This is a genomic window from Chloroflexia bacterium SDU3-3, from assembly GCA_009268125.1.
GTDB lineage: Bacteria > Chloroflexota > Chloroflexia > Chloroflexales > Roseiflexaceae > SDU3-3.
The window spans coordinates 189,400-210,487 of the sequence record WBOU01000008.1; the positions used below are offsets into that span (position 1 = coordinate 189,400).

General features: G+C 66.9%; 16 protein-coding genes. 8 read left to right on the forward strand and 8 right to left on the reverse strand.

Annotated elements, in window-relative coordinates; all coding sequences use genetic code 11:
• Positions 1–14: 14 nt before the first annotated feature.
• Positions 15–1,349, reverse strand: a complete 1,335-nt coding sequence (tig, locus tag F8S13_15410) for a trigger factor (protein KAB8142371.1) — start codon at positions 1,347–1,349, stop codon at positions 15–17.
• Positions 1,350–1,534: 185 nt separating this feature from the next.
• Here tig and F8S13_15415 point away from each other — a divergent pair, with 185 nt between their 5' ends.
• The 6 genes from F8S13_15415 (at position 1,535) to F8S13_15440 (ending at position 10,132) form a co-directional block, all read left to right on the forward strand.
• Positions 1,535–2,155: a CYTH domain-containing protein gene (locus F8S13_15415; protein ID KAB8142372.1), complete on the forward strand. Its 621-nt coding sequence runs from the start codon at positions 1,535–1,537 to the stop codon at positions 2,153–2,155.
• A 32-nt stretch (positions 2,156–2,187) separates the two neighbouring features.
• A complete protein-coding gene (locus tag F8S13_15420; protein KAB8142373.1) occupies positions 2,188–3,663 on the forward strand; it encodes a CHAD domain-containing protein in 1,476 nt (491 codons plus the stop codon).
• Positions 3,664–4,129: 466 nt separating this feature from the next.
• Entirely contained in the window at positions 4,130–7,204 is a 3,075-nt protein-coding gene (locus tag F8S13_15425) for an SMC family ATPase (protein KAB8142374.1), read from the forward strand.
• Positions 7,205–7,242: 38 nt separating this feature from the next.
• Positions 7,243–8,028 (forward strand): formylglycine-generating enzyme family protein, encoded by a 786-nt coding sequence (locus tag F8S13_15430; GenBank protein ID KAB8142375.1) that lies wholly within the window; start codon positions 7,243–7,245, stop codon positions 8,026–8,028.
• A gap of 17 nt (positions 8,029–8,045) precedes the next feature.
• Positions 8,046–8,501: a hypothetical protein gene (locus F8S13_15435; protein ID KAB8142376.1), complete on the forward strand. Its 456-nt coding sequence runs from the start codon at positions 8,046–8,048 to the stop codon at positions 8,499–8,501.
• A gap of 116 nt (positions 8,502–8,617) precedes the next feature.
• Entirely contained in the window at positions 8,618–10,132 is a 1,515-nt protein-coding gene (locus tag F8S13_15440; GenBank protein KAB8142377.1) for a hypothetical protein, read from the forward strand.
• A 67-nt stretch (positions 10,133–10,199) separates the two neighbouring features.
• Here F8S13_15440 and F8S13_15445 read toward each other — a convergent pair whose 3' ends face one another.
• Positions 10,200–11,177 carry a PrsW family intramembrane metalloprotease gene (locus F8S13_15445; protein ID KAB8142378.1) on the reverse strand — a complete coding sequence of 326 codons (978 nt, stop codon included), beginning with the start codon at positions 11,175–11,177 and terminating at the stop codon, positions 10,200–10,202.
• A 163-nt stretch (positions 11,178–11,340) separates the two neighbouring features.
• On the opposite strand from F8S13_15445, the gene F8S13_15450 reads away from it, so the two are divergent.
• Positions 11,341–12,567, forward strand: a complete 1,227-nt coding sequence (locus tag F8S13_15450) for a molybdopterin molybdotransferase MoeA (protein KAB8142379.1) — start codon at positions 11,341–11,343, stop codon at positions 12,565–12,567.
• A 64-nt stretch (positions 12,568–12,631) separates the two neighbouring features.
• Here F8S13_15450 and F8S13_15455 read toward each other — a convergent pair whose 3' ends face one another.
• Complete coding sequence (locus tag F8S13_15455; protein KAB8142380.1) at positions 12,632–14,434, reverse strand: peptide ABC transporter substrate-binding protein; 1,803 nt, start codon at positions 14,432–14,434, stop codon at positions 12,632–12,634.
• 435 nt (positions 14,435–14,869) lie between these two features.
• Between F8S13_15455 and F8S13_15460 the strand changes: the two genes are divergently transcribed.
• On the forward strand, positions 14,870–16,078 hold the full coding sequence (locus F8S13_15460) for a YtxH domain-containing protein (GenBank protein ID KAB8142381.1): 1,209 nt from the start codon (positions 14,870–14,872) through the stop codon (positions 16,076–16,078).
• 66 nt (positions 16,079–16,144) lie between these two features.
• Here the strand turns inward: F8S13_15460 and F8S13_15465 are convergent, their stop codons facing one another.
• The 5 genes from F8S13_15465 to F8S13_15485 form a co-directional block, all read right to left on the reverse strand.
• Positions 16,145–17,677, reverse strand: coding sequence for a response regulator (locus F8S13_15465; GenBank protein KAB8142382.1), 1,533 nt, complete (start codon positions 17,675–17,677; stop codon positions 16,145–16,147).
• 112 nt (positions 17,678–17,789) lie between these two features.
• The gene (locus F8S13_15470; protein KAB8142383.1) at positions 17,790–18,230 is read right to left on the reverse strand and encodes a response regulator; all 441 of its coding nucleotides are present in this window, start codon (positions 18,228–18,230) and stop codon (positions 17,790–17,792) included.
• Between the two features lie 381 nt (positions 18,231–18,611).
• The gene (locus F8S13_15475; protein KAB8142384.1) at positions 18,612–18,941 is read right to left on the reverse strand and encodes an STAS domain-containing protein; all 330 of its coding nucleotides are present in this window, start codon (positions 18,939–18,941) and stop codon (positions 18,612–18,614) included.
• Positions 18,922–19,371, reverse strand: a complete 450-nt coding sequence (locus F8S13_15480; protein KAB8142436.1) for an ATP-binding protein — start codon at positions 19,369–19,371, stop codon at positions 18,922–18,924. The genes F8S13_15475 and F8S13_15480 overlap by 20 nt, the downstream gene beginning before the upstream one ends.
• 94 nt (positions 19,372–19,465) lie before the next feature.
• A complete protein-coding gene (locus F8S13_15485; protein ID KAB8142385.1) occupies positions 19,466–21,028 on the reverse strand; it encodes a tetratricopeptide repeat protein in 1,563 nt (520 codons plus the stop codon).
• Between the last annotated feature and the right edge of the window lie 60 nt (positions 21,029–21,088).

A 21,088-nucleotide genomic window follows, 5' to 3' on the forward strand; every position in this document is an offset into this window, starting at 1 on the left:
GGGCGGCGGCGTGCTTACTTCTCCTCAGGCGAATCTGTCTCGGCTGCGGGGGCCGCGAGTTCCTTGCCAGTGGCGAGGGTAAAGAGCCGGGCGCGCAGCTTCTGGTTGAGCACGCCGGTGGCAACGGTGGATCGAAGCTGGGTTGAGAGCAGGTTGCGCACATTGTCGCGCTGGCCTTCGTCGTAGTCGTTGAGCATGCGCTCGATCTCGGCCTCGATCTCGGCCTCGTCGACGGTGATGCCCTCGCCCTTGATGACCTCGCTGAGCACCATCGAGGACTTCAGCCGCTGCTCGCCCTGGGGCTTCAGATCAGCGACCGCCTCGTCGTGGGTCTGGCCGCGGTACTGCAGCATCTGGTCGAGCGTGATGCCATAGCGCGACCACTCGTTCTCCTGCTCGTGCAGCAGCGAGTCGGCCTCGCGCTCGATCAGGGCCTCGGGCAAGTCCCACTCGGTGCCGGCGATGATCTGCTCGACGAAGGAGTCGACCGCGGCGTTCTCGGCGGAGCGGGTGCTGGCCTCGGCAAGCTCGGCGCGGGTCTTCTCGCGCAGCTCGTCGATGGTGCCCTCGACCTCCTCCAGGGTGGGCAGCTCTTCCCAGTCGGGCAGCACGCGCTCCTGGATCTCCTTCACGGTGACCTTGAAGGTGACATCCTTGCCCGCCACCTGCTCGTTGGCGTGGTCCTCGGGCATCTTCACCACGATCTCGCGGGTCTCATCCTGGGCGATGCCCACCAGGCCGTCGTAGAGGCCATCCACCAGGCGGTCGGCCTCAAGCACTAGCGACGAGTCCTTCAGCTCCTCGGGGTCCTCCAGCGGTTCGCCGTCGATGAAGGTCTCCATCCGCACGGTCAGCTGGTCGCCCTGCTGAGCGGGCCGAGCCTCCTCCAGCGTCTTCAGCACCACGTGGCGCTCGCGGCGGGCATCCAGCGCGCGCTGGACATCTTCATCGGTGACTTCTTTTGGCTCGAAGTCGGCATGGATGGTGTGGTAATCAGGAATAGTGATTTCGGGCTGGACAGGCACCGTGACGCGGAAGCCAAACGGCTCCTCGTGCAGGTGAACATTTTCAAGATTCGCCTGGCCAACGGGGTCAATTTTTTCGCTCTCAAGCGCCTGCCGGAAGCTGGTGTTGATCAGATCTTCGGACGCCTCCTCAAGCAGGGCGGCGCGGCCATAGTAGTTCTCAACAATGAAACGGGGGGCTTTGCCCTTGCGGAAGCCGGGGATCTGCACACGCTGCGAGATTCGGCGTGCGGCCTTGTCCAGGCCCTTTTCTACCTGCGCGGCATCAAGTTCAATATCAAGTGCCAGTAGACTCTTCGGCAGCTTTTCGGTAGTAACTTTCACCAGAAATACTCCATGTCAGACAATCTGGCCCGCTATGGTCCAGTACTGCCCACATTATAGCACGAAGGGTGGGGGGCGCAAACACGGCGCTAGGGCGCGCTATTGACGGAATGGCCGCGAGCAGCTACGATCCGCATGTCATCTTCTTGATGTAAGGTTTCTACCGCGCTCAGCCAGAGGTACCTATGGAGATCGAGGCGAAGTTTCGCGCCCCCGAGCAGGTGTTTGCTGCGCTGCGCGGCCTGGGCCAGCTGGGGCCGTTCGCGCTGCGCCGCGAGCCGCAGCTGGAGATCCAGCGCAATATCTACTACGATACGGCGGATGCTCGCCTGCGCGCCGCGCCCTATGGCCTGCGCATCCGCCACATCGGCCCGCGCCAGATTGCCACGCTCAAGGGGCCTGCGCGCGTTGCCGATGGGCTGTATACGCGCGAGGAGTGGGAGCTGGATGTGCATGGCGATGACCCCGCCGCCTGGCCTGCGGGCGAGCTGCGCGACCGCGTGCTGGCCACCATCGGCGCTGCCCCGCTGCTGCCCACGGTGGAGATCCACACCGAGCGTGAGCATATCTACGCCGCGCTGGGTGGCCGCGAGCTGGCCGAGCTGAGCCTGGATGCTAGCACGCTGCTGGCGGGCGACCTGCGCGACTCGCTGCGCGAGCTGGAGGTGGAGCTGCTGCCCAGCGCGGATCGCGACGCGTTCGACCAGCTGGTGGCGCTGCTGCGCGAGCGCTTTCCGCTTACCCCCGAGCCGCAGAGCAAGCTGGCGCGCGCCATGCTGCTGCGCGAGCGCTGGCTAAAAAGGTAGACGTGCGCAGGTTTGAAAAAGGTGAGGTTGCTATGGTTGCGCGTGCCTATGCTGAAGAATCGCTTCCCAACGATGGGCCATCTGCCCTAGCGCTCGCGCTGTTTGATCTGGCGGCGCTCGACCCAGCGCTACGCGGCCTGCTGCCGCATGTCTGCGCTTTCGCCGCAGGGGCGGGCGGCGAAGGCGCGGCGGCCCGCGCCGCCCGCGACGCCGCGCTGGCCGCGCCGCTGCCCGGGCTGACCGCTGCCCAGCAGCGCGTGGTGGCCAGCGCTGCCGCCTTCCACATCGCCCGCCCGCGCCCCGAGCGCGAGCCAGCCTACGCGGCGCTGGGCAAGCGCGATCGCCAGGCGGCGCTTCAGCTTGGCACCATCGCTGGGCTGGCGGGCGAGCTGCGCCGCGCTGGCGTGGCGGTGGCGGCGGACGCAGGCGGGCGCGGGCTGGCCCTGCTGGTGGCGGGCGCGCAGGCCCCGCAGGCAGTTGCATCCGCCGCGCCCTACGCCCGCCGCTGGCAGCAGCAGATCGGTCCGCTGGAGCTGCGGCTGGCCCCCGCCGATCTGGAGCTTGCGCTGCCCGCTGCTGCTCCTGCCCTCGCCCCTTCGCCCGTGCCCGCCCTGCCCTTCGGCGAGCAGCCGCTGGCCGAGGCCGCGCGGGCCTCGCTGCGTCGCCACTTCGAGAAGCTGCTGGCCCGCGCCCAGGATGTGCGGCGCGGCGACGACCCCGAGGACGTGCACCAGATGCGCGTGGCCACCCGCCGCCTGCGCGCCTCGCTGCAGGTGGTCGCGCCGGTGTTCGACGCGGCGCTGGTGCGCGACACGCGGCGGCGGCTGCGCGATCTGGCGGCTGCGCTGGGCCACGTGCGCGACCGCGATGTGCTGCTAGAGCACCTGCGCGCTGACAGGGCCGCACTTGCGACGCCGCAGCAGGACGCCCTACAGCCGCTGATCGCTGTGGTCGAGCGCGAGCTGGCGCTGGCCCGCGCTGCGCTGCTGGCCTACCTCGAGTCGAAGCGCTACCGCCGCCTCGTCCGCGACTTCGCCCGCTTCCTCACCGCGCCCGGCGCTAGCGTGGCGCTGCAGGCCGAGCACGGCGGGCCGCTGCGCACCCGCGACATGGCCGGATCGCTGATCTGGCGGCGCTACGAGGCGCTGCGCTCCTACGAGCCGCTGCTGCCCGCCGCGCCCGAGGCTACCCTGCACCAGATGCGCATCGCAGGCAAGCGGCTGCGCTACACCCTGGAGTTCTTCACCGACGAGCGCGGGCCGGACACCCAGCCCTGCCTCGCGCCGCTGGCCGACCTGCAGGAGCTGCTGGGCGGGCTTCAGGATGCGGCGGTGGCCCGCGCGGCGATCGCGCAGCTTGGCATGGCGGGCGAGCCTGGCCCTGCGGGCTACCTGGCCCGGCGCGAGGCTGAGCGCGCGGCGCTGCTGGTGCGGCTGCCCGCCACCTGGGCGGGTGTGGGCGCTGCGGCCTACCGCAAGCGGCTGCTGGCGCTGATCGCGGCGATCTAGCGCTGGCCGCTCGCACCGGCGCGAAGGCCAAAAAGATAGGAAAAATCGGCCTGCCAGCATTGGCTCCAGCCTTCCCGCTTCGGTGGAGATTATGGCCAGCAGTCATATCGGTGCGCCTTCGCCGGATGGGCGAGGCCGACGTGACGCAATCGGGTTCCGGGGTGATGCAATCGGGTTCCGGGGTGATGCAATCGGGTTCCGGGGTGATGCAATTGCCTTCCGCAATGTTTCTCCCCTGGCCCGCCTTCGAGCCTTCGCGTCTTCGTGGTATTCGTTCCTTTTCCGTCCTGGGAGCTTTGGTGTCTTGGTGGTAAAAGAATCCTCGGGCTACCGTGCACATAAGCCCAGGTGCCGCATCCCCGCGCCCTTGCGGCCCCATCCCCCGCCGTGTATACTATGGCCTGACCCGAAAACCTGTGCTATCACCACGCGCCGATTGCGCGCCCTGATGAGATAAAGAGGCCCCGTGATCCCACGCAAACTAGCCCTGCGCAATTTCATGTGCTACCGCGAGGATGTGCCCCCGCTTGAGTTCGACGGCCTGGGCATCGCCTGCCTGTCCGGCGAGAACGGCGCGGGCAAGTCGGCCCTGCTGGATGCGCTGACCTGGGCGCTGTGGGGCGAGTCGCGTCTGAAGAGCGACGACGACCTGATCGCGCTGGGGGCGACCGAGATGGAGGTCGAGCTGACCTTCGCGCTCGATGGGCAGGACTACCGCATCATCCGCAAGCGCAGCAAGGCCAAGCGCACCGGCCAGAGCTGGCTCGATTTCCAGGTGCGCAGCGGCGACGCCTGGAAGTCGCTGACGGCGGCCTCCCTACGCGAGACCCAGCAGACCATCACCAGCACCCTGCACATGGGCTACGAGACCTTCGCCAACTCGGCGTTCCTGCGCCAGGGCCGCGCCGACGAGTTCACCCGCAAGGAGCCATCCAAGCGCAAGCAGGTGCTGGCCGAGATTCTGGGGCTGGATGTGTACGAGCAGCTGGAGGGCGGCTCGAAGGAGCGCGCCAAGTCGCTCGATGGCCAGATGAAGGTGGTGGAGGGCCAGATCGCCGAGCTGGAGCGCCAGGCCAGCGAGCAGGAGTTCCGCGCCAAAGAGGTGGAGAGCGCCGAGCGCCACGTGGCCAGCGTGTCCGAGCAGCTGGCCGAGGCCGAGCAGCAGCTGGCCGAGCTGTCCGCCCGCGTCCAGTCGCTTGAGCAGCTGCGCCAGCGCAGCCAAGATCTGCGCAAGCGCCAGGCCGACATCCGCCGCGAGCGCGACGATCTGGCCGTGGCGGTGGAGCGCCTGCGACGCGCGGTGAACGAGAGCGAGCAGGTGGTGGCCCGCCGCGCCGAGATCACGGCGGGCGTGGCGCAGCTCGAGGCCGCCCAGGCCGAGCAGCGCCGCTACGACGACCTGCGCGACCCCTACGACCAGCTGCTGGAGCGCTACCGCGCCCACGAGAAGGCGGTGGATACGGCTGAAGGCCAGATCAAGGCCGACCTACGCGTGGCCGAGGGCGAGCTGAAGCGGCTGCGCGATGCCGCCGCCCGCCGCCCCCACCTTGAGGCTCAGCTGGCCGATCTCCAGCGGCAGAGCAGCGGCTTTCCTGCGCTTCAGGAGGAGCTGGGTAAGGCCCGCACCCGCCGCGCCGAGCTGAGCGAGAAGCTGCAGGAATCGAGTCGATTGCAGGTGGAGCGCGGCAATCTGGCCCACCAGCTTGATCTGAAGAAGTCTAGCCTAACCAAGGTGCGCGACGATCTGAAGCGCCAGCAGAAAGAAGCCGAGGATCAGATTCGCCGCCTGGAGCAGGCCCGCCCCGAGCTGGAGCGCGCCCGCAGGCGTCAGGAGGCGCTGCAGGCCGATCTCGATGCCCTTGAGCAGCTGCGCGCCGACGAGCGCGGCGGCGTGGATCGGGCCGGGGCTTTGCGGGCCGAGTGCGCGCATATCAAGGCCCAGGGCGACGAGATTAACCGCAAGTTGGCGCTGCTGAAGGAGCAGGGCGACGCCCACGAGTGCCCGCTCTGCGGCAGCGAGCTGGGACACAGCGGCGTCGAGCGGATCGAGCAGCAGTACGACCGCGAGCGGGCTGACCTGCGCGCCCTGTTCAGCACCAAGAACAACGAGGCCAAGCAGATCGAGGCCAGCCTGGCCCAGCTGGGCGAACAGATCGCACGGCGCGAGGGCGCGGCCAGCGAGATGCAGCGCCTAGCGGGCCAGATCGCCCGCGGCGAGGCCGACCTCGCCGCCGCCGACCAGGCCCGCGCCCGCATGGCCGAGGACCAGCGCGCCCTAGAAGACGTGCAGCTCCAGCTGCTGAAGGGCGACTACGAGCACGGCACCCGCGCCGAGCTGGCCAAGGTCGACGCCATGATCAGCGCCCTGGGCGATGTGGAGACGGTCAAGCGCCAGCTGGCCCAGGCCGAGGAGCAGAGCCAGCGCGTCGAGCGCCGGATCGAGGAGCAGCGCGGCATTATCGCCAAGGTCGAGTCTATCCAGCGCGACATCCAGGCCATCGAAGAGTCGCTTCCCGCCCTGCACGACCAGGAGACGCTGGTGGGCGAGCTGCAGACCACGCTGGGCATGGGCGATTTTGCCCACGAGGATCGGCTGGCCATGGAGCGCATCAAGCAGCAGGCCAAAGATCTCGGCTATTCCTCCGACGCCCACCGCGCCGCTGGCGAGCAGGCCCGCGCCCTGGTGCGCTGGGAGGAGGAGCGGCGCAGGCTTGAGCGCGCCGAGGAGCGCCTGGCCGACGACCGTGCCGCGCTCGGGCGCGACGAGCAGTCGCTGGCCCGCCGCGATGAGGATCTGGCCGATGCCGACGCCCGTCTGGCCGAGATCCAGGCTAGCCTGCTCGACCTCGGCCCCGCCACCCGCGAGCGCGACGCCGCCCAGCTGCGCGCCGACGACCTGCGGCGCGTGCTGGGCGTGGCCCAGCGCGACCTGGGCGAGAAACGCGGCAAGCTGGCCACGGTGGAAAATGCTGCCGTCGAGCTGTTCTCGCAGCAGCAGCGCCGCAAGGAGCTGGCCGCGCGCAAGGCCCTCTACGACGATCTGACGCTGTCGTTTGGCAAAAAGGGCGTGCAGGCGCTGCTGATCGAGACCGCCGTGCCCGAGATTCAGGAGGAGGCCAACAAGCTGCTGGGCCGCATGACCGATAACCAGATGCACCTGACCTTTGAGACCCAGGGCGCGACCAAGAAGGGCGACGTGACCGAGACGCTGGAGATCAAGATCGCCGATGGCCTGGGCACCCGCGTCTACGACGCCTACTCCGGCGGCGAGAGCTTCCGCGTGGACTTCGCCATCCGCATCGCGCTGGCCAAGCTGCTGGCGCGGCGTGCGGGCGCGCGGCTGGAGACGCTGGTGATCGACGAGGGCTTCGGATCGCAGGACGCCAAGGGCCGCGAGCGCCTGGTCGAGGCGATCACCTCGGTGCAGCAGGACTTCGGGCAGATCCTCGTGGTCACGCATATCCAAGAGCTCAAAGACCTCTTCCCAGTGCAGATCGAGATCACCAAGAAGCCCGAGGGCAGCACCTGGGCCATCGCATAGCGCGGGCCGCCCCAGCGGCGCCGCACAAGGGAACCGATGTGAGCCTCGAATCGCTGCTCCCGCGCTTTATCACCATCCCGCCTGCGCCCTTTTTGATGGGCACGCCGATGCGCGACCTGAGCGGGCTGGCCAAGATCTACGGCGGCACGCGCGAGTCCTACCGCGAGGAGTCGCCGCAGTTCCCGCTCTCGCTCCACGCCTTCGAGATCGCCGATGTGCCCGTGACCAACGCGCTGTACGCCGCCTATGTGCACGCCAGCGGCGCGCGCGCGCCCCTGCACTGGCGCGGCCCCCAGCCGCCCGATGCCCTGCTCGACCACCCCGTGGCCGACGTGAGCTGGGCCGAGGCCGACGGGTTCTGCCAGTGGCTCTCGGGTGCGGTGTTTGGCCTGCGCCGCTGGGGCTGGCCGTTTCAGCGCGCCGCGCACTTCCGCCTGCCCAGCGAGGCCGAGTGGGAGCACGCCGCGCGCGGCACCGATGGGCGCACCTTTCCCTGGGGCGATACCTGGGATGCCCGCCTAGCCAACACCCAGGAGGCGGGCCTGGCTACCACTACGCGGGTGGGCGCCTACCCCCAGGGCGCTAGCCCCTACGGCTGCCTCGACATGTGCGGCAATGTCTGGGAGTGGACCGCGTCGCTCGATCGGCTCTACCCCTACTCGCGCCACGACGACCGCGAGCGCCGCAGCGCCGAGGGCAGGCGCATCCTGCGCGGCGGCTGCTACGCCAACCCGCATGGCTACGCCCGCTGCGCCTGCCGATTCCGGCTGGGCACCGATGTGCACAATCCCTTTCTCGGTTTCCGACTGGTACGTTCAAGCTAGGGTAGAAGGAGCATGGTATGGCGCAGATTCTCAAGCCGCCGACGCCGCTGCCAAAGCCGTTTGGCCTGCCGAGCGTTTTCCTGGCTGGGTCGATTGATATGGGCCAGGCGGCCACGTGGCAGCGTGATGTGGAGCAGCTTCTGGATGCGCACGAGATTCTCATCCTCAACCCGCGCCGCGACGACTGGGATGCCTCGTGGCAGCAGGATCGATCCAACCCTCAGTTTGTGGCCCAGGTCGAGTGGGAGCTCGACGCGCTGGCTCGCGCCGACCGCATCCTCATGTACTTTGCGCCGGGGTCGCTGGCCCCGATTACCCTGCTGGAGCTAGGGCTGTTTGCCAGCAGCGGCAAGGTGGTGGTGTGCTGCCCGCTGGGCTACTGGCGTAAGGGGAATATCGACATCATCTGCGAGCACCATCGCATCCCCCAGGCCTCCAACCTCGCCGAGCTATGCTCGTATGCCCCGCGCTAGTACAGGCGCTGGCCATAGATGTTATTTCGTTGGGAACTGCGCGAATTGCCATTTTATAATTTCCAGCCGCTCTGGTATACTAGTCGTGCAACATCTACCCAGCAGCGGAGTTACCCATGGATCGAATGGTCACCCTTGTGGTGGCGCTTGTGCTGATCCTCTCGATGGTGGTCGAAGGCATCCTGTTCGCTCAGAACCTCGATATGCGCCAGCGACTCGCCAGCCAGCCAGCTGCCACCGCGGCCACGAACGCCGCCCCCACCGCCAGCGCCGGTACCAGCGCCGAGCTTGAGCGCTACAAGCAAGACTATAACAAGGTCTTCACCGAGGCCCGCACGCTACGCGAGAAAAACGCCACGCTGAGCAGCGCCGCCAAAGAGCGCGACGAGCTGAAGGCTCAGCTCAGCACGCTGCAGCAGGAAAACACCAACCTCAAGAACGAAGTGCAGAACCTGCAGACCATGAATACGATCAACGGCCAGGTCACCAAGCTGCGCCAGCTGCCGCCGCTGGCCAATGTTCCCCGATCGTTCATGAACCAGGCCGAGCTGCGCGACTACTTCACCAAAAGCTACGAGACCAGCTACTCGGCTGATGCCGAGGCCGCCGACCGAGCGGTGCTGCAGGCGCTCGACATGGGCGGGCAGTCCTCGACCGAGGACATGCGCAAATCGCAGATCGAGACCATGACTAAGAGCGTGCTGGGCTTCTACGACCAGCAGACCAAGAAGCTGGTGGTTGTGACCAATCGGCCCCAGATGGGCGTCCACGACCGCGTGACCTACGCCCACGAGTTTACGCATAGCCTGCAGGATCAGCACTATGACCTGAGCGCGATGTTCGCGCGCACCAAGGGCAACTCCGACTACGATCAGGCCACCCGCGCCCTGATCGAGGGCGACGCCACCTACAGCATGTCGCTCTACGCCCAGAACTATCTCGACGCGATGGATGTGACCCAGTACCAGCTTGAGGCCTATCAGGATCTTGATCTCTACAGCGTGATGTCGAGCATCAGCTACAGCGGCCCCTTGGTCGAATCGGCCATGTACTTCCCCTACCAGGAGGGCGCGACCTTCGCCGCCACGCTCTACGCCAACGGCGGCCAGGCCGATGTCGAGCGCGCCTTCCGCAACCCGCCGCGCTCGACCGAGCAGGTGCTGCACCCCGAGAAGTACTACCAGGGCGATGAGCCGGTGGCGGTGACGCTGCCCGATCTAGGCCGTGTGCTCGGCTGGAAGGTGATGCACGAGGACACGCTCGGCGAGCTGACTCTGCGCATCTACCTTGAGCACCTGCTGCCGATCGATGAGGCCGTGCCCGCCGGCGAGGGCTGGGGCGGCGACCGCTACCAGGTGCTGCAGGGCGGCGCGGGTCAGCTCGCCCTGGCCATCCGCACCGCCTGGGATAGCCCACAGGAGGCTGCCGAGTTCGCCAGCACCTACGCCGACTTTGTGCAGGAGCTAGGCCAGGGCAGCGCCACCCAGCTGAGCGCCGCGCAGGGGCGGCAGCGCTGGCAGCTGAGCGGGCGGCAGATCTACCTGAGCCGCGCTGGCACGCAGGTGCTGGTGCTGCAGGCCCCCGACGCGGCCACGCTCGACACCCTGATCGCGCAGTTCCCCGGCCTCTAGGGCATAGCGAAGGGGCGCTAAGTGCGCCCCTTCATGCTTGATCCTCTGCTCACCACCTGGCCAGCCGCTAGAACCAGGCCCACACCCCGCTGGTGCGCTCAAGGTGCTGCCGGATGGCCGGGATCTCGCGCCGCAGCCGCTCGATCGAGTCGCAGTCCTGGTAGCGGTCGGCCATGCGCTGCTTCGACTTGCAGAAGGCCAGCTCGGTGATGCTGTAGTGCAGATGCCGCATGTGGCGGAACCGCACCACGCCGCCGCTCGATAGCGCCTGGATCTCGCGCCGCAGCCGCCGCACCGACGATGTGACCGCGCGGTAGTCCTCCAGATCGATCGTGCCCACCTGCACCTCGTCGCATAGCTCATTCTGCAGCCAGCGCAGCTCTTTGCGCCACGAGAGCACCGCCACCGCCAGCACCACCAGCACCCCGCACGACTGCACCAGCCACGAGAAGAACATGCCCGCCGCCAGGAATGCGGTCGTCAGGAAGTTGTGCGCCGCGTGGAACAGGATGGCCAGCAGCAGCCCGCCGAGGATCGTCAGAATCCGCAGCCTGGGGCTTCGCTCGTAGCGCACCGCGCCGAAGGCCAGCCCAACAATGCTGGTGAAGAAGCCGTGGTTGATGCCGAACAGCACGCTGCGCACCCAGAACAGGTTGCCCACATCGCCGTAGCTAAGAAAGTAGAGCGTGTTCTCGGTCATCGAGAAGCCGAAGCCGATCAGCGCGCCGTACACGATCCCATCCAGCGGGCCGTCGAACTCGCTGCGGGCCAGCAGAAATAGCCCGGCCAGCGCGATCGCCTTCAGCCCCTCTTCGATGGCGGGGGCCAGCCCCCAGTTAGCGGCGTTTGGCCCCAGCGGCGACTGCTCGATCGGGATGGAGAAGACCAGCTCGAAGAGCACGGCCAGCACGATCGCGGGGATGGCCCCCCAGAAAAAGGCGGCCAAGATCAGCATGATCGGCTCTTTCTCGTAGCGATCGAGCCACCAGATGATCAGGCTGTAGATGATGGTGGGGATAACAGCAGCAGAAATTGCGCCTACCATAGAGGTATATGTGTATAGCTGGGTGCGTCCACCCAGAACAGAGATAATACCTGACTATTATAGCATTACGCTACAATAGTCACTATTATGAACGAATGCTCATCAAGCTTTCGGGCCTGCTTGTCGCCTACTGGCAAAAGCGCGGCCCACTGAAGGAGATGCCATGCACCCTATGCAGCGCGAGTCGCCCTACCCTATGGTCGCCATCGAGCAGGCCCGGCAGATCATCCAGCAGCACACGCCGTCGCCTGCCGCCGAGGAGGTGGCCGCGCTGGCCGCCGATGGCCGCATCCTGGCCGAGGATGTGGTGGCAGCCGCACCCGTGCCCGACATGCCCAAGTCGGCGGTGGATGGCTACGCCCTGCGCGCCGCCGACGGGCTGGCCCCGCGCCGCGTGCTGGCCGAGATTACCGCCGGGGGGACGCAGGGCGCAAGCATTGGCCCCGGCGAGGCCGCGCGGATCATGACCGGCGCGCCGCTGCCCGCTGGTGCGGATGCCGTGGTGATGGTCGAGCAGACCAGCGAGGAGGGCGGCGTGGTGTCCATCCAGCACGCCCCGCAGCCCGGCCAGAGCGTGCACCCAGTGGGACAGGATATCGCCCAGGCCGCCCTGGTGCTGCCGCGCGGTGCGGCGATCGGCCCTGCCGAGGTGGGCCTGCTGGCCACGCTGGGGCGCACGCGCGTGCTGGCCTACCGCCGCCCGCGCGTGGCCGTGCTGGCCACCGGCGATGAGGTCTACGAGCCAGATACGGCCCCGCCGCCCGGGGGCATCCGCGACAGCAACCGCTACACCCTGATGGCCGCCGTGCGCGCCGCCGGTGCCGAGCCGATCTCGCTGGGCATCGCTCGCGACGACCGCGCGACGCAGCGCGCCGCCATCCTCGCTGGTCTGGCCCAGGCCGATGTGCTGCTCACCAGCGGCGGCGTCTCCATGGGCACCCACGATCTGATCAAGCCGCTGCTGGCCGAGCTGGGCACGGTCCACTTTGGCCGCGTGGCCTTCAAGCCGGGCAAGCCCACCATGTTTGCCACCGTCGGCGGCCAGCCGGTGTTTGGCCTGCCGGGCTACCCGGTCTCGTCGCTGGTGTCGTTCGAGGTGTTCGTGCGGCCCATGCTGCGCCGCATGCAGGGCGACCCCGTCCCCGGGCGCCCGCACGTCAGCGTGCTGCTGGCCGAACACATCCAGGCCTCGCCCGACCGCCCCGAGTACCAGCGCGCGGTTGTCAGCTTCGAGCAGGGCAGGCTGGTGGCCCGCTCCACCGGCGGGCAAGGCTCCAGCCGGCTGCTCTCCATGCGCGGCGCGAACGCCCTGCTGGTGGTGCCGCCACGCGATGGCGGCTACGCGCCCGGCCAGCAGCTGCTGGCCCTGCTCACCGGCCCGCTGGCCTGATGCCACGTGACACAGCGAGGGCCGCCCATTAGGGGCGGCCCTCGCTGCGCTGTCGTGCTGGCTGCTACTGGTCGCGCTTCCAGCTGGCCACGTTCCAGGTCAGCGGCGCAAAGGTGTCGGCCTGCGGCCCCTGTACGCCCTTGGCATTGGCCACCACCGCCACGCGCTGGAACAGCGGCAGCGCGGGCAGCTCCTGGGTCCACATCTGCTGCTGCTTCAAATAGAGCGCGGCGCGCTCCTCGGCCTGGATAGTGGTCGAGCCGCGCCGGATCGCCATATCGGCGTCGCGGAAGCACCACCCGGCGAAGTTCTCGCCCTGGAAGTTGTTCTCCTGCTTGGGCACCGCGTTGCAGCCCCACAGCGCCAGGCCGCTGGCGTGCAGGTCGGCCTTCCATCCATACAGCGCCAGCTCAAACTGCCGCTGGTAGAGCGGCCCGCCGGGGTCAAACAGGTCGGTGGCGCTCTGCTCGCTGATCTGCACATCCATACCGATCGCCCGCATATCGGCCTGGAAGCGCTTGGCGATGCCCTGGCGCAGCGGACTGTCCGAGGTGGTCAGCAGGGTCAGGGTCAGCGTGATACCGTCCTCTGACGAGCGGAGGCCATCGCCGTCCTCGTCGGTGTAGCCGGAGTCGGCTAGCAGCTGCTTGGCCTGCTCGGGGTCATAGTCGTAGCGCGTCAGCTGGTCGGCGGGCGCGGCCTCGGGCTGGAACGGCAGCACCCAGCTGTTCAGCACCTCGCTGTGGCCGCCCAGCAGATCCTCCACCATCTGCTTGCGGTTGGTGCCCAGCGCGATCGCCCGCCGCACGCGGATCTCCTGCAGCGTCGGCACATCTAGGTTGAAGTCGATATGCTCCCACGTGGGCGTCGCGGCGTAGCTGGTGCTGCCGCCGTGCTCGGCGGCGTCGGCGTCCAGCGCCTTTATATCGGCCTCAAGCGCGCGCTCCGATGCGATCACATCTAGGTTGCCGTTGGCGATATTCGCCCGCAGCAGGTCGATGCTGGGCGCGAACAGGATGTCGAGCTTGGGGTTGGCTGGCGCGCTGCCGAAGTAGTGCGGGTTCTGCACCATGCGGATGGCGCTTGGCTCGCGCTGCTCGATCTGGTACGGCCCATAGCCCACCGGCTGCTGCTCGTAGCGCCGCCACGCGTCCTCGCCCGCGCCATCCAGCAGGTGCTTGGGCAGCGGCGTCCAATAGCTGAACACATAGTCGGCCCCGGTGATATCCGGCCTCAGCACCGCCTGGGTGGTATGGGCATCCAGCGCGGTGTACGAGGCCGTCTGCGCGATCTGCGTCAGCAGGTCGGGGTTGCTGGCGGTCGCCTTGGCGTGCTCGTAGGCGAACACCGAGTCATCCGCCGTCACCGGCTGGCCATCCGACCAGGCCAGCTTGGGATTCCAGCGGTAGGTGATCACCAGCTGATCGACCTGCGTGATCACCTGGGTGGCCGTGGTGGTGATCGCGCCGCTCGCATCCAGGTACACATCGGCCTTGCGGATCTCGGCCCCGCCATCTTCCAGCGTGGGCACCTGCTCCAGCACGCCAGTGGTGGTGTAGCTGCCCTGATAGATCAGCACGGGCGAGGGGAAGAGCAGCTCGCTCACCGGCGCGGCCCGCCGCTGCTCGGTCGAGGAGGCCTGGTAGGGCGTCAGCAGGTCGGGCTGGTCGGTCATGCCCACCGTCCAGGTGGCCTTGCGCGCCGCCACCGCCTGCGCCTGGGTCGCGCTGGTGCCCACCGGCTGCACATCGCTGGCGGCGGTGGTTGCGCTCTGGGAGATGCCGCCCTCTACCTGGCAGGCGGCCAGCAGCGCTGGCCCAAGCACCACGAGGCACAGGCGGCGAAGGAAATGGGTTTGTCGATTCATATGGCTCATCTCTGGGAACACCAGCGGCCTAGCAACGTGACGTTTGCGCTGATGTTGCTGCTACAAGAGGTATGGTCGTCGTTTATGCTGCGATCCCAAGTCTACCAAGCCCACCACTATTTGTCCAACCTCGCGGCCTGTTGCTGCTACGCTGCTGCGTTGGTTGAAAAAATGGCCCAGCCTTGGCCGCTACGGTCTTTCGCTGTGGGCGGATCATGGCCAGCGGCATCGCTCGGCCACGGCGCTGGATGAGCGAATCGGTGCGATTCGTGCTACACTTCTGGCGGGCGCACCTATTCCCCATCCGCCGCGCCCGGCCAACCAGCGCCGTACCCCTGCGGTGGAATACTTCTTGCACTACATCTCGCTAGCATGCCATTTTGGTTGTAGGAGAGGGCAGGGCATCGCGCTCTGTCAGACACGAGGAGGATGATGGTGGCAAAACAATCAACTATCGTGCGCGAGAGCCAGAAACGCGCAGCCGAGCTTATGGAAGAGGTCAAGCGCCAGTCGCGCCCACGTCGCTGGCCCTGGCAGCCCAAGACCATCCGCGACATGCTCGATGAGCGCCGCGCCGATTTGGTCGAGCAGGCCATGGAGCGCAGCGCCCAGCTTGCCCAGGCCGCATCCGAGCAGCGCGATCTGGCCCTGGCCGAGGCGCGTCGGCAGGCGCGGCCCCGCCGGTGGCCGTGGCAGCCGCCCACCGCCTACGACAAGCTCTCGGTTCGGCGCGACCGCGCCCTGAGCCTGGCCACCGAGCGCGCCAGCGCCCTCAGCGAGGCAGCCCAGGCCCGCCGCGACCAGCTGATGGCCGAGGCGCGTCGGCAGGCGCGGCCCCGCCGGTGGCCGTGGCAGCCGCCTACCGCCTACGACAAGCTCTCGGTCCAGCGCGACCGCGCCCTGAGCCTGGCCACCGAGCGCGCCCATACGCTGAGCGAGGCCGCCCAGGCTCACGCCAGCGATCTGCAGGGCAAGCTCAGCGCGGCGGTGCCTGTCATCCAGGCCCAGCGCGATCATCTGGTGGCCGAGGCGCGTCGGCAGGCGCGGCCCCGCCGGTGGCCGTGGCAACCGCCCACCGCCTACGACAAGCTCTCGGTCCAGCGCGCCCACGCGCTGGGGCTGGCCAGCGAGCAGGCCAGCATCCTCGGCGAGCGCGCCCACACGCTGGGCGAGGCCGCCCAGGCTCACGCCAGCGACCTGCAGGGCAAGCTCACTGCGGCGGTGCCCGTCATCCAAGATCGGGCGGCCAAGGCCTCGCACCGCGCCCGCAAGCGCGCCCAGGCTGCCGCCGATGTGGTGCAGCAGCAGCTCTCGGCGGCCCCGGCCCACCTCAGCAGCGCGGCCGAAAGCCTGCGCGAGTCGGCTGGCAGCGTGGCGACGAGCGCCCGCACCGCCGCGCTGGCCCCCGTCGGTGCGGTTCGCGACCAGGTGTCCGCCGGGCAGCACGCGCTCAGCGAGGGCGTGCACGCTGGTCGCCGCCGCGTGCGGCGTGGCCTGCGCGTGGGCCGCCTGCTGATCTGGGCCACTCTTGTGGGTGGCATCCTGGCCCTGCTGTTCGCCCCGCGCTCCGGCGACGAGACCCGCCGCAATATCGCCGGGCTCTGGCAGAACATCTCGCGCTCGCTGGCCCCCAGCGCCGCCTAGCCAAGAAACACCGCGCCCCCGAGCCAACTGCGGCTCGGGGGCGCTTTTTTGCGTTTTGGCGGCGTGCTACGCGCCATTTTCCCTGGCTAGCATTGGCCTGCCGAGCGGGCCATCCACCACCAGCTGCGGCGCGCGATCCTCAAGCAGCAGCGTGTCGCCCTCTTGCTCGATCATCGCCACAAACAGATCGACCAGGCGCGTGTCCCAGCTGGTGCCGCGCCCGCGCAGCAGCCGCGTGAGCGCCTCCTGCGGGGGCATGGCCTTGCGGTAGGCGCGGTTCGAGGTCATCGCATCGTAGGCATCGGCGATAGCGAGGATGCGCGCCTCCTCGCTCAGCTCCTCGCCGCGCTTGCCGTAGGGGTAGCCGTGGCCGTCGATCCGCTCGTGGTGATCTTCGATGATCGGTATGACATCGCCCAGCGCCCGGATCTGCCGCAGGATCTCGGCCCCGATCACCGGGTGCTGCTGCATGATCGTCTGCTCCTCGCTGGTCAGCGGCCCCGGCTTCAGCAGCACATAGTCGCGTATGCCGATCTTGCCGATATCGTGCAGCAGCGCCCCGTAGCGCAGCCGCTCGATCTTCTCGTGCGCCATGCCCGAGTACTCGGCCAGCCGCACGGCGTAGCGCATCACTTGCTCAGAGTGCCCGCTGGTGTGGGGGTCGCGGGCCTCGATCGAGGCGGCCAGCGCGGCGATTGTCTGGATGTGCTGCTCTTTCAGCTGCTGGTAGAGTCGGCTATTCTCAAGCGCTGCTGCGATCTGCGATGCCACCACCGCCAGCATGGTCCGTTCGGCGCTGCCAAACAGCGGCTGGTCGCCGTTGCGGGTTAGGCGCAGCAGCCCCACTGGGCCGGTGCGGGTCTGCAGCACGACCGACTCCTCGTAGCCCGGGCCTGGGATCTCCTCGCCGCCCGCCAGGTAGTTGTGGGCCTGGGTGAGCTGGGCTGGGTCGCACGAGTAGAGCGCCACGGTGGTGCCTGGCGTGGCGGCGGTCGCGCAGCCGCGCTGGGCCAGCAGCTCAAGCGCGTGGTCGTCGGGGTGGTAGAGCGACAGCGACAGCGAGTGCGGCAGGAAGCGCCGCCAGAGCAGGTTGACGATCTCGCGCACGGCGGTGGTCGTGTCCAGCGTGGTGGTGAAGGTCTGGCTGATCTCGTAGAGCGCCACGATCTCCGACAGCCGCTGCTTCTCCTGCCGGATCTTGCGCCACTCAAGGGTGCGGCGCACGGTGCGGTCCAGATCTTCCAGCTCAAGCGGCTTGGTGAGGTAGTCCACCGCGCCGAGCCGCAGCGCCTCGCGCGCCGACTCGAAGGTGCCATAGGCGGTGAAGACGATCACGTCGGTGTCGGTCGAGATCTTGCGCAGCTCCTGCAGCAGCCGGATGCCGCCCATCTCGGGCATCTGCAGGTCGGTCAGCACCAAGTCGTACGAATCGTCGCAGAGCTTCTGCAGCGCCACGCGCCCATTTTCCGCAGATCCAACCCGATACCCATGGAGCCGGAGCGCTCGCACGCACACGTCGCGGACGCCTGTATCATCATCCACCACCAGCACATGCGGCGTTGGCAGCTGCAGGCCACTAAACTGCGGGGTCGTGGTCATAACCATATGTCCTTATCGAAGGCTTGTTCAGAGCCGGAGTAGGCAGGCGCAGCGGGTCGGCAGCTGCGGGCGCTGAAGCTGAGGGGGCGGACCATGGCCTTGCACGTTGATGCTACGATGCGTTTCCAATTGTGCTGGAGGGGGCTGGCTGGCTGGCTGCCGTGCTGCCTTCAAAGACAAGCCGGATGCGCCGCTCTAGTTCCTCGAACTCAAAAGGTTTGGTCAGATAGTCGTTTGCGCCCACACGCAGGGCCTGCTTTTCAACATCGGGCGTCCCAAACGCGGTGATGATGATGACATAGAGTTCTGGGTGGTCGCGCCGAATGGTTTTGGTTAGCTCTAGACCATCCATACGGGGCATGTTCATGTCACTGATGACCAAGCTACAGCGATGGAGCGAAAGCTGCTCAAGCGCGGCAACCCCATCGACGGCCTCTAGTACCGAATAGCCTGCGTTGCTCAGAAGAAATTTGTAGAGCCTTCGGGTCGCTGGGTCATCCTCGACGATCAGCACGTGCCGCTCTACTTCTACTGGACTATTCAGGGGCGTCATGGAAGCCTCCAGTATGGCTAAGTTGTGAGATAGAGTATACCCACATCTTACCATATATTAACAATATGGCGAACATAAACCCGAAAATATCAGGGTTTTTGTGAGGACATTGTCATTCAGTCAAAAAAAGCCCCAGGCAGCTGGCTGCCTGGGGCTTCTGGGCGATATGCTGCTGGTAGCGGTGGCGCGCAGCAGATAGGGCCTATGCGTTCTCGTTCGGCAGAACGTTTTTACCACCAAGGCTCCAAAACTCCAAGGAACAAATGACCTCAGGTGTCGAACCCACTGCTGCCTGCGTTGCCCGTGTGTTCCCATCGCATGCTTTTTGGAGAACGCCTCGGCCCTAGAGCTGCAGAGAGAAGGCGGGATGTGGCGATGCGATCAGCGGTAGGCGGAAAGATCGCGCTCTTCGATAGTGGGCATGAATCGCGACATCTCAACCATCTTGAAGATCTTCTGATGGTGCGGGCTGACATGCATCGCAAACAGCTTGTACCCCGACTTGCGCGCCGAGACCACGAACTTCAGCAGCGCCGAGATGCCCGCCGAGTTGATGAAGGCCACATTATCGAAGTCCAGCACGGTGATAGGGCGCATGTCGGTGCAAGCCGCCTCGATCGCCGCCGCCGAGATCGCATCGATGCTGGTGGTGCAGATATGGAGCACGACAACGTCGTTAAATTCTTCGCGCCTAATCACTTCTTCCGTCATGGTTGCCGTCCTTGCTGTACAAGTAGAGACGCAGAGTCATGGTGGTGCCGCCGTGCGACGAGTTGACCTCGTAGTCGTCGACCAGGGTCGAGATCAGGTACATCCCGAAGCCCCGGTGCATGCCGCTGTCGAGGTTGCCCTCTTCGATCACCCGCCGCGAAAAATCGATCCGCTCGACGCCCTCGCCCTCATCGCTGATCCGCACTTCGAGCTTCTCGTTGTCGAGCGAAAACATCACCTCGACCAGCTTGTGCGACTGATGCTGGTTGCCATGGTCGATAGCGTTGTTGACCGCCTCGCTCACCGCCAGCTTCAGATCTTCTATTCGCTCGGGGGCCAGCCCCACCGCCTCGCCTAGCTCCGCCGCACTCGCCCGCACCACACGTTCAAAGATCGGATTGGATGGGATATTGACAAATATTCGTTGCATCGACATCGAGACTCTCCAAAGCACACAGCAGGTAGCGCTGGGTTTGCTGTTGCTCATGCCGCCGTCGCTACCGGCAGCACAGGTGGCTATGGTGCTAGCCTACTGCCGAGATGCCATGCGCCCGCAGGCGTGGCGTTCGAGTGGCCACCAGTGAACGGTCGCTGCCGGTAAGGTGATCATAGCGCCGCAGGTACGCTTTGCCAAGCGAGATATTGCCGATCTGCAGGTAGGCCGCCCCTAGGTAGTAGAGCGCCTGGGCGTGCCGCGGGTTGCGCCGCAGCACTTTTTCGAACAGTGGGATGGCGCGCGCTGGCTCAAGCAGCTCTTTGTAGCAGAGGCCCAGCATGAAGTTGGTCTCGATGTCTTCGGGCCAGAAGTGCAGCACGTTGGCGAACTCGCGGGCGGCTAGGTCGTGTCGCCCGCGCCGCAGGTACATGTACCCCAGGTCGTAGCGCAGCGAGTGGGCGTCGGGGGCGAGCTCCACCGCCTTGCGCCACGCCGCGATCGCCCAGTTCTCGTTGCCGAGGTTGGTGTACATAAAGCCAAGCAGGTAGTGCGACTGCGCGTCGCGCGGCAGCAGCTGTACGGCGCGCTCGAACGCTCGCACCGCCGCTGTGCTCTTGCCCATGTCGTAGAGCAGCTTGCCCATGCTCAGGAACAGCTTGCCATTCCCGGGGTGCAGCTTGGCGCACTCGAATAGGATCTGGTAGGCCTGGCGCGGGTTCTTCTCCAGTTTGGCGATAGCGCTCATGCGCATCTGGGCGTCGACATAGAATTTGTTCTGGGGTGGGATGTGCCGATACTCATCCATCGCCAGGTCGAGCTTGCGCGCCCGCGCCAGCAGGTTGCCCAGCATATAGCGCGCGCGCTGCTCCTGGGGCCGCCACTGCAGCAGGGCGCGGTAGATCCGCTCGGCCTCCTCTTCGTAGCCCTGGGCCTTGAGGTCGTCGCTCAGGCGGTAGTACCACTGCGCCACCTCGGCCTCGGAGCGGTGCACCAGCACCTCATCCTGCACCTCGGGCGAGATAAAGGTTGGCTCGACCCGCAGCGCCTCGGTGAAGCAGCGCTGGGCCATCTCGTGCGCGCCATGGCTCTGGTGCATCAGCCCCATGTAGTAGCGCGGCTCGGCGGCCTGGGGGCGGGCCTCGCAGGCCTGCTGGTAGTGGATGTAGGCGCGGCCCGCGTCGTCGAGCCGCTGGTAGCAACGCCCGAGCGAGAAGTGGGCTTCGTAGAGCGCGGGGTTGTGGTCGAGCGCCTCTTTAAAGGCGGACACCGCGCGGTCGAGCTGGCCGCGCGCAGCGAAGGCCACGCCCAGGTTGTAGTGCGCCTCGGCCAGCTGCGGGTCGGTCTGCACCGACTCAAGGTACTCGCGCAGCGACGCCGCCCAGTCATCCTGAAAGGCCAGCGCGTTACCGATGTAGAGATAGATGATCGCGCGCTCGCGGTCAAATATCTGCGCCTGCTCCTCGCCCTCGACATAGGCAGCGATCAATGCGGCTTTGAAATGCTCAATGGCATCGGCGTATGACGCTCGCAGGTAGGCGCGAATACCTTGGCTGAACGCCGCGCCAAGGCGCGTCCCAGCCATAAAGCGCTCGCTCCCTGAGAAGGTATCTAGGTCGAGCGGCATGAAAATGAGTGGTTCGTTAGCCGTCATCGCACACTCCAGACCGGGCAATAAGAAACAATTGCAGTTAAAATCGTTACACTGAAGGCG

What these genes read in the sequence shown, in the direction of transcription:
- F8S13_15445 (KAB8142378.1), bottom strand. Translation starts at nt 11,177, where the DNA reads ATGGTAGGCGCAATTTCTGCTGCTGTTATCCCCACCATCATCTACAGC.
- F8S13_15480 (KAB8142436.1), bottom strand. Translation starts at nt 19,371, where the DNA reads ATGCAACGAATATTTGTCAATATCCCATCCAATCCGATCTTTGAACGT.
- F8S13_15420 (KAB8142373.1), top strand. Translation starts at nt 2,188, where the DNA reads ATGGTTGCGCGTGCCTATGCTGAAGAATCGCTTCCCAACGATGGGCCA.
- F8S13_15455 (KAB8142380.1), bottom strand. Translation starts at nt 14,434, where the DNA reads ATGAATCGACAAACCCATTTCCTTCGCCGCCTGTGCCTCGTGGTGCTT.
- F8S13_15435 (KAB8142376.1), top strand. Translation starts at nt 8,046, where the DNA reads ATGGCGCAGATTCTCAAGCCGCCGACGCCGCTGCCAAAGCCGTTTGGC.
- F8S13_15415 (KAB8142372.1), top strand. Translation starts at nt 1,535, where the DNA reads ATGGAGATCGAGGCGAAGTTTCGCGCCCCCGAGCAGGTGTTTGCTGCG.
- F8S13_15470 (KAB8142383.1), bottom strand. Translation starts at nt 18,230, where the DNA reads ATGACGCCCCTGAATAGTCCAGTAGAAGTAGAGCGGCACGTGCTGATC.
- F8S13_15440 (KAB8142377.1), top strand. Translation starts at nt 8,618, where the DNA reads ATGGATCGAATGGTCACCCTTGTGGTGGCGCTTGTGCTGATCCTCTCG.
- F8S13_15465 (KAB8142382.1), bottom strand. Translation starts at nt 17,677, where the DNA reads ATGACCACGACCCCGCAGTTTAGTGGCCTGCAGCTGCCAACGCCGCAT.
- F8S13_15475 (KAB8142384.1), bottom strand. Translation starts at nt 18,941, where the DNA reads ATGACGGAAGAAGTGATTAGGCGCGAAGAATTTAACGACGTTGTCGTG.
- F8S13_15450 (KAB8142379.1), top strand. Translation starts at nt 11,341, where the DNA reads ATGCACCCTATGCAGCGCGAGTCGCCCTACCCTATGGTCGCCATCGAG.
- F8S13_15485 (KAB8142385.1), bottom strand. Translation starts at nt 21,028, where the DNA reads ATGACGGCTAACGAACCACTCATTTTCATGCCGCTCGACCTAGATACC.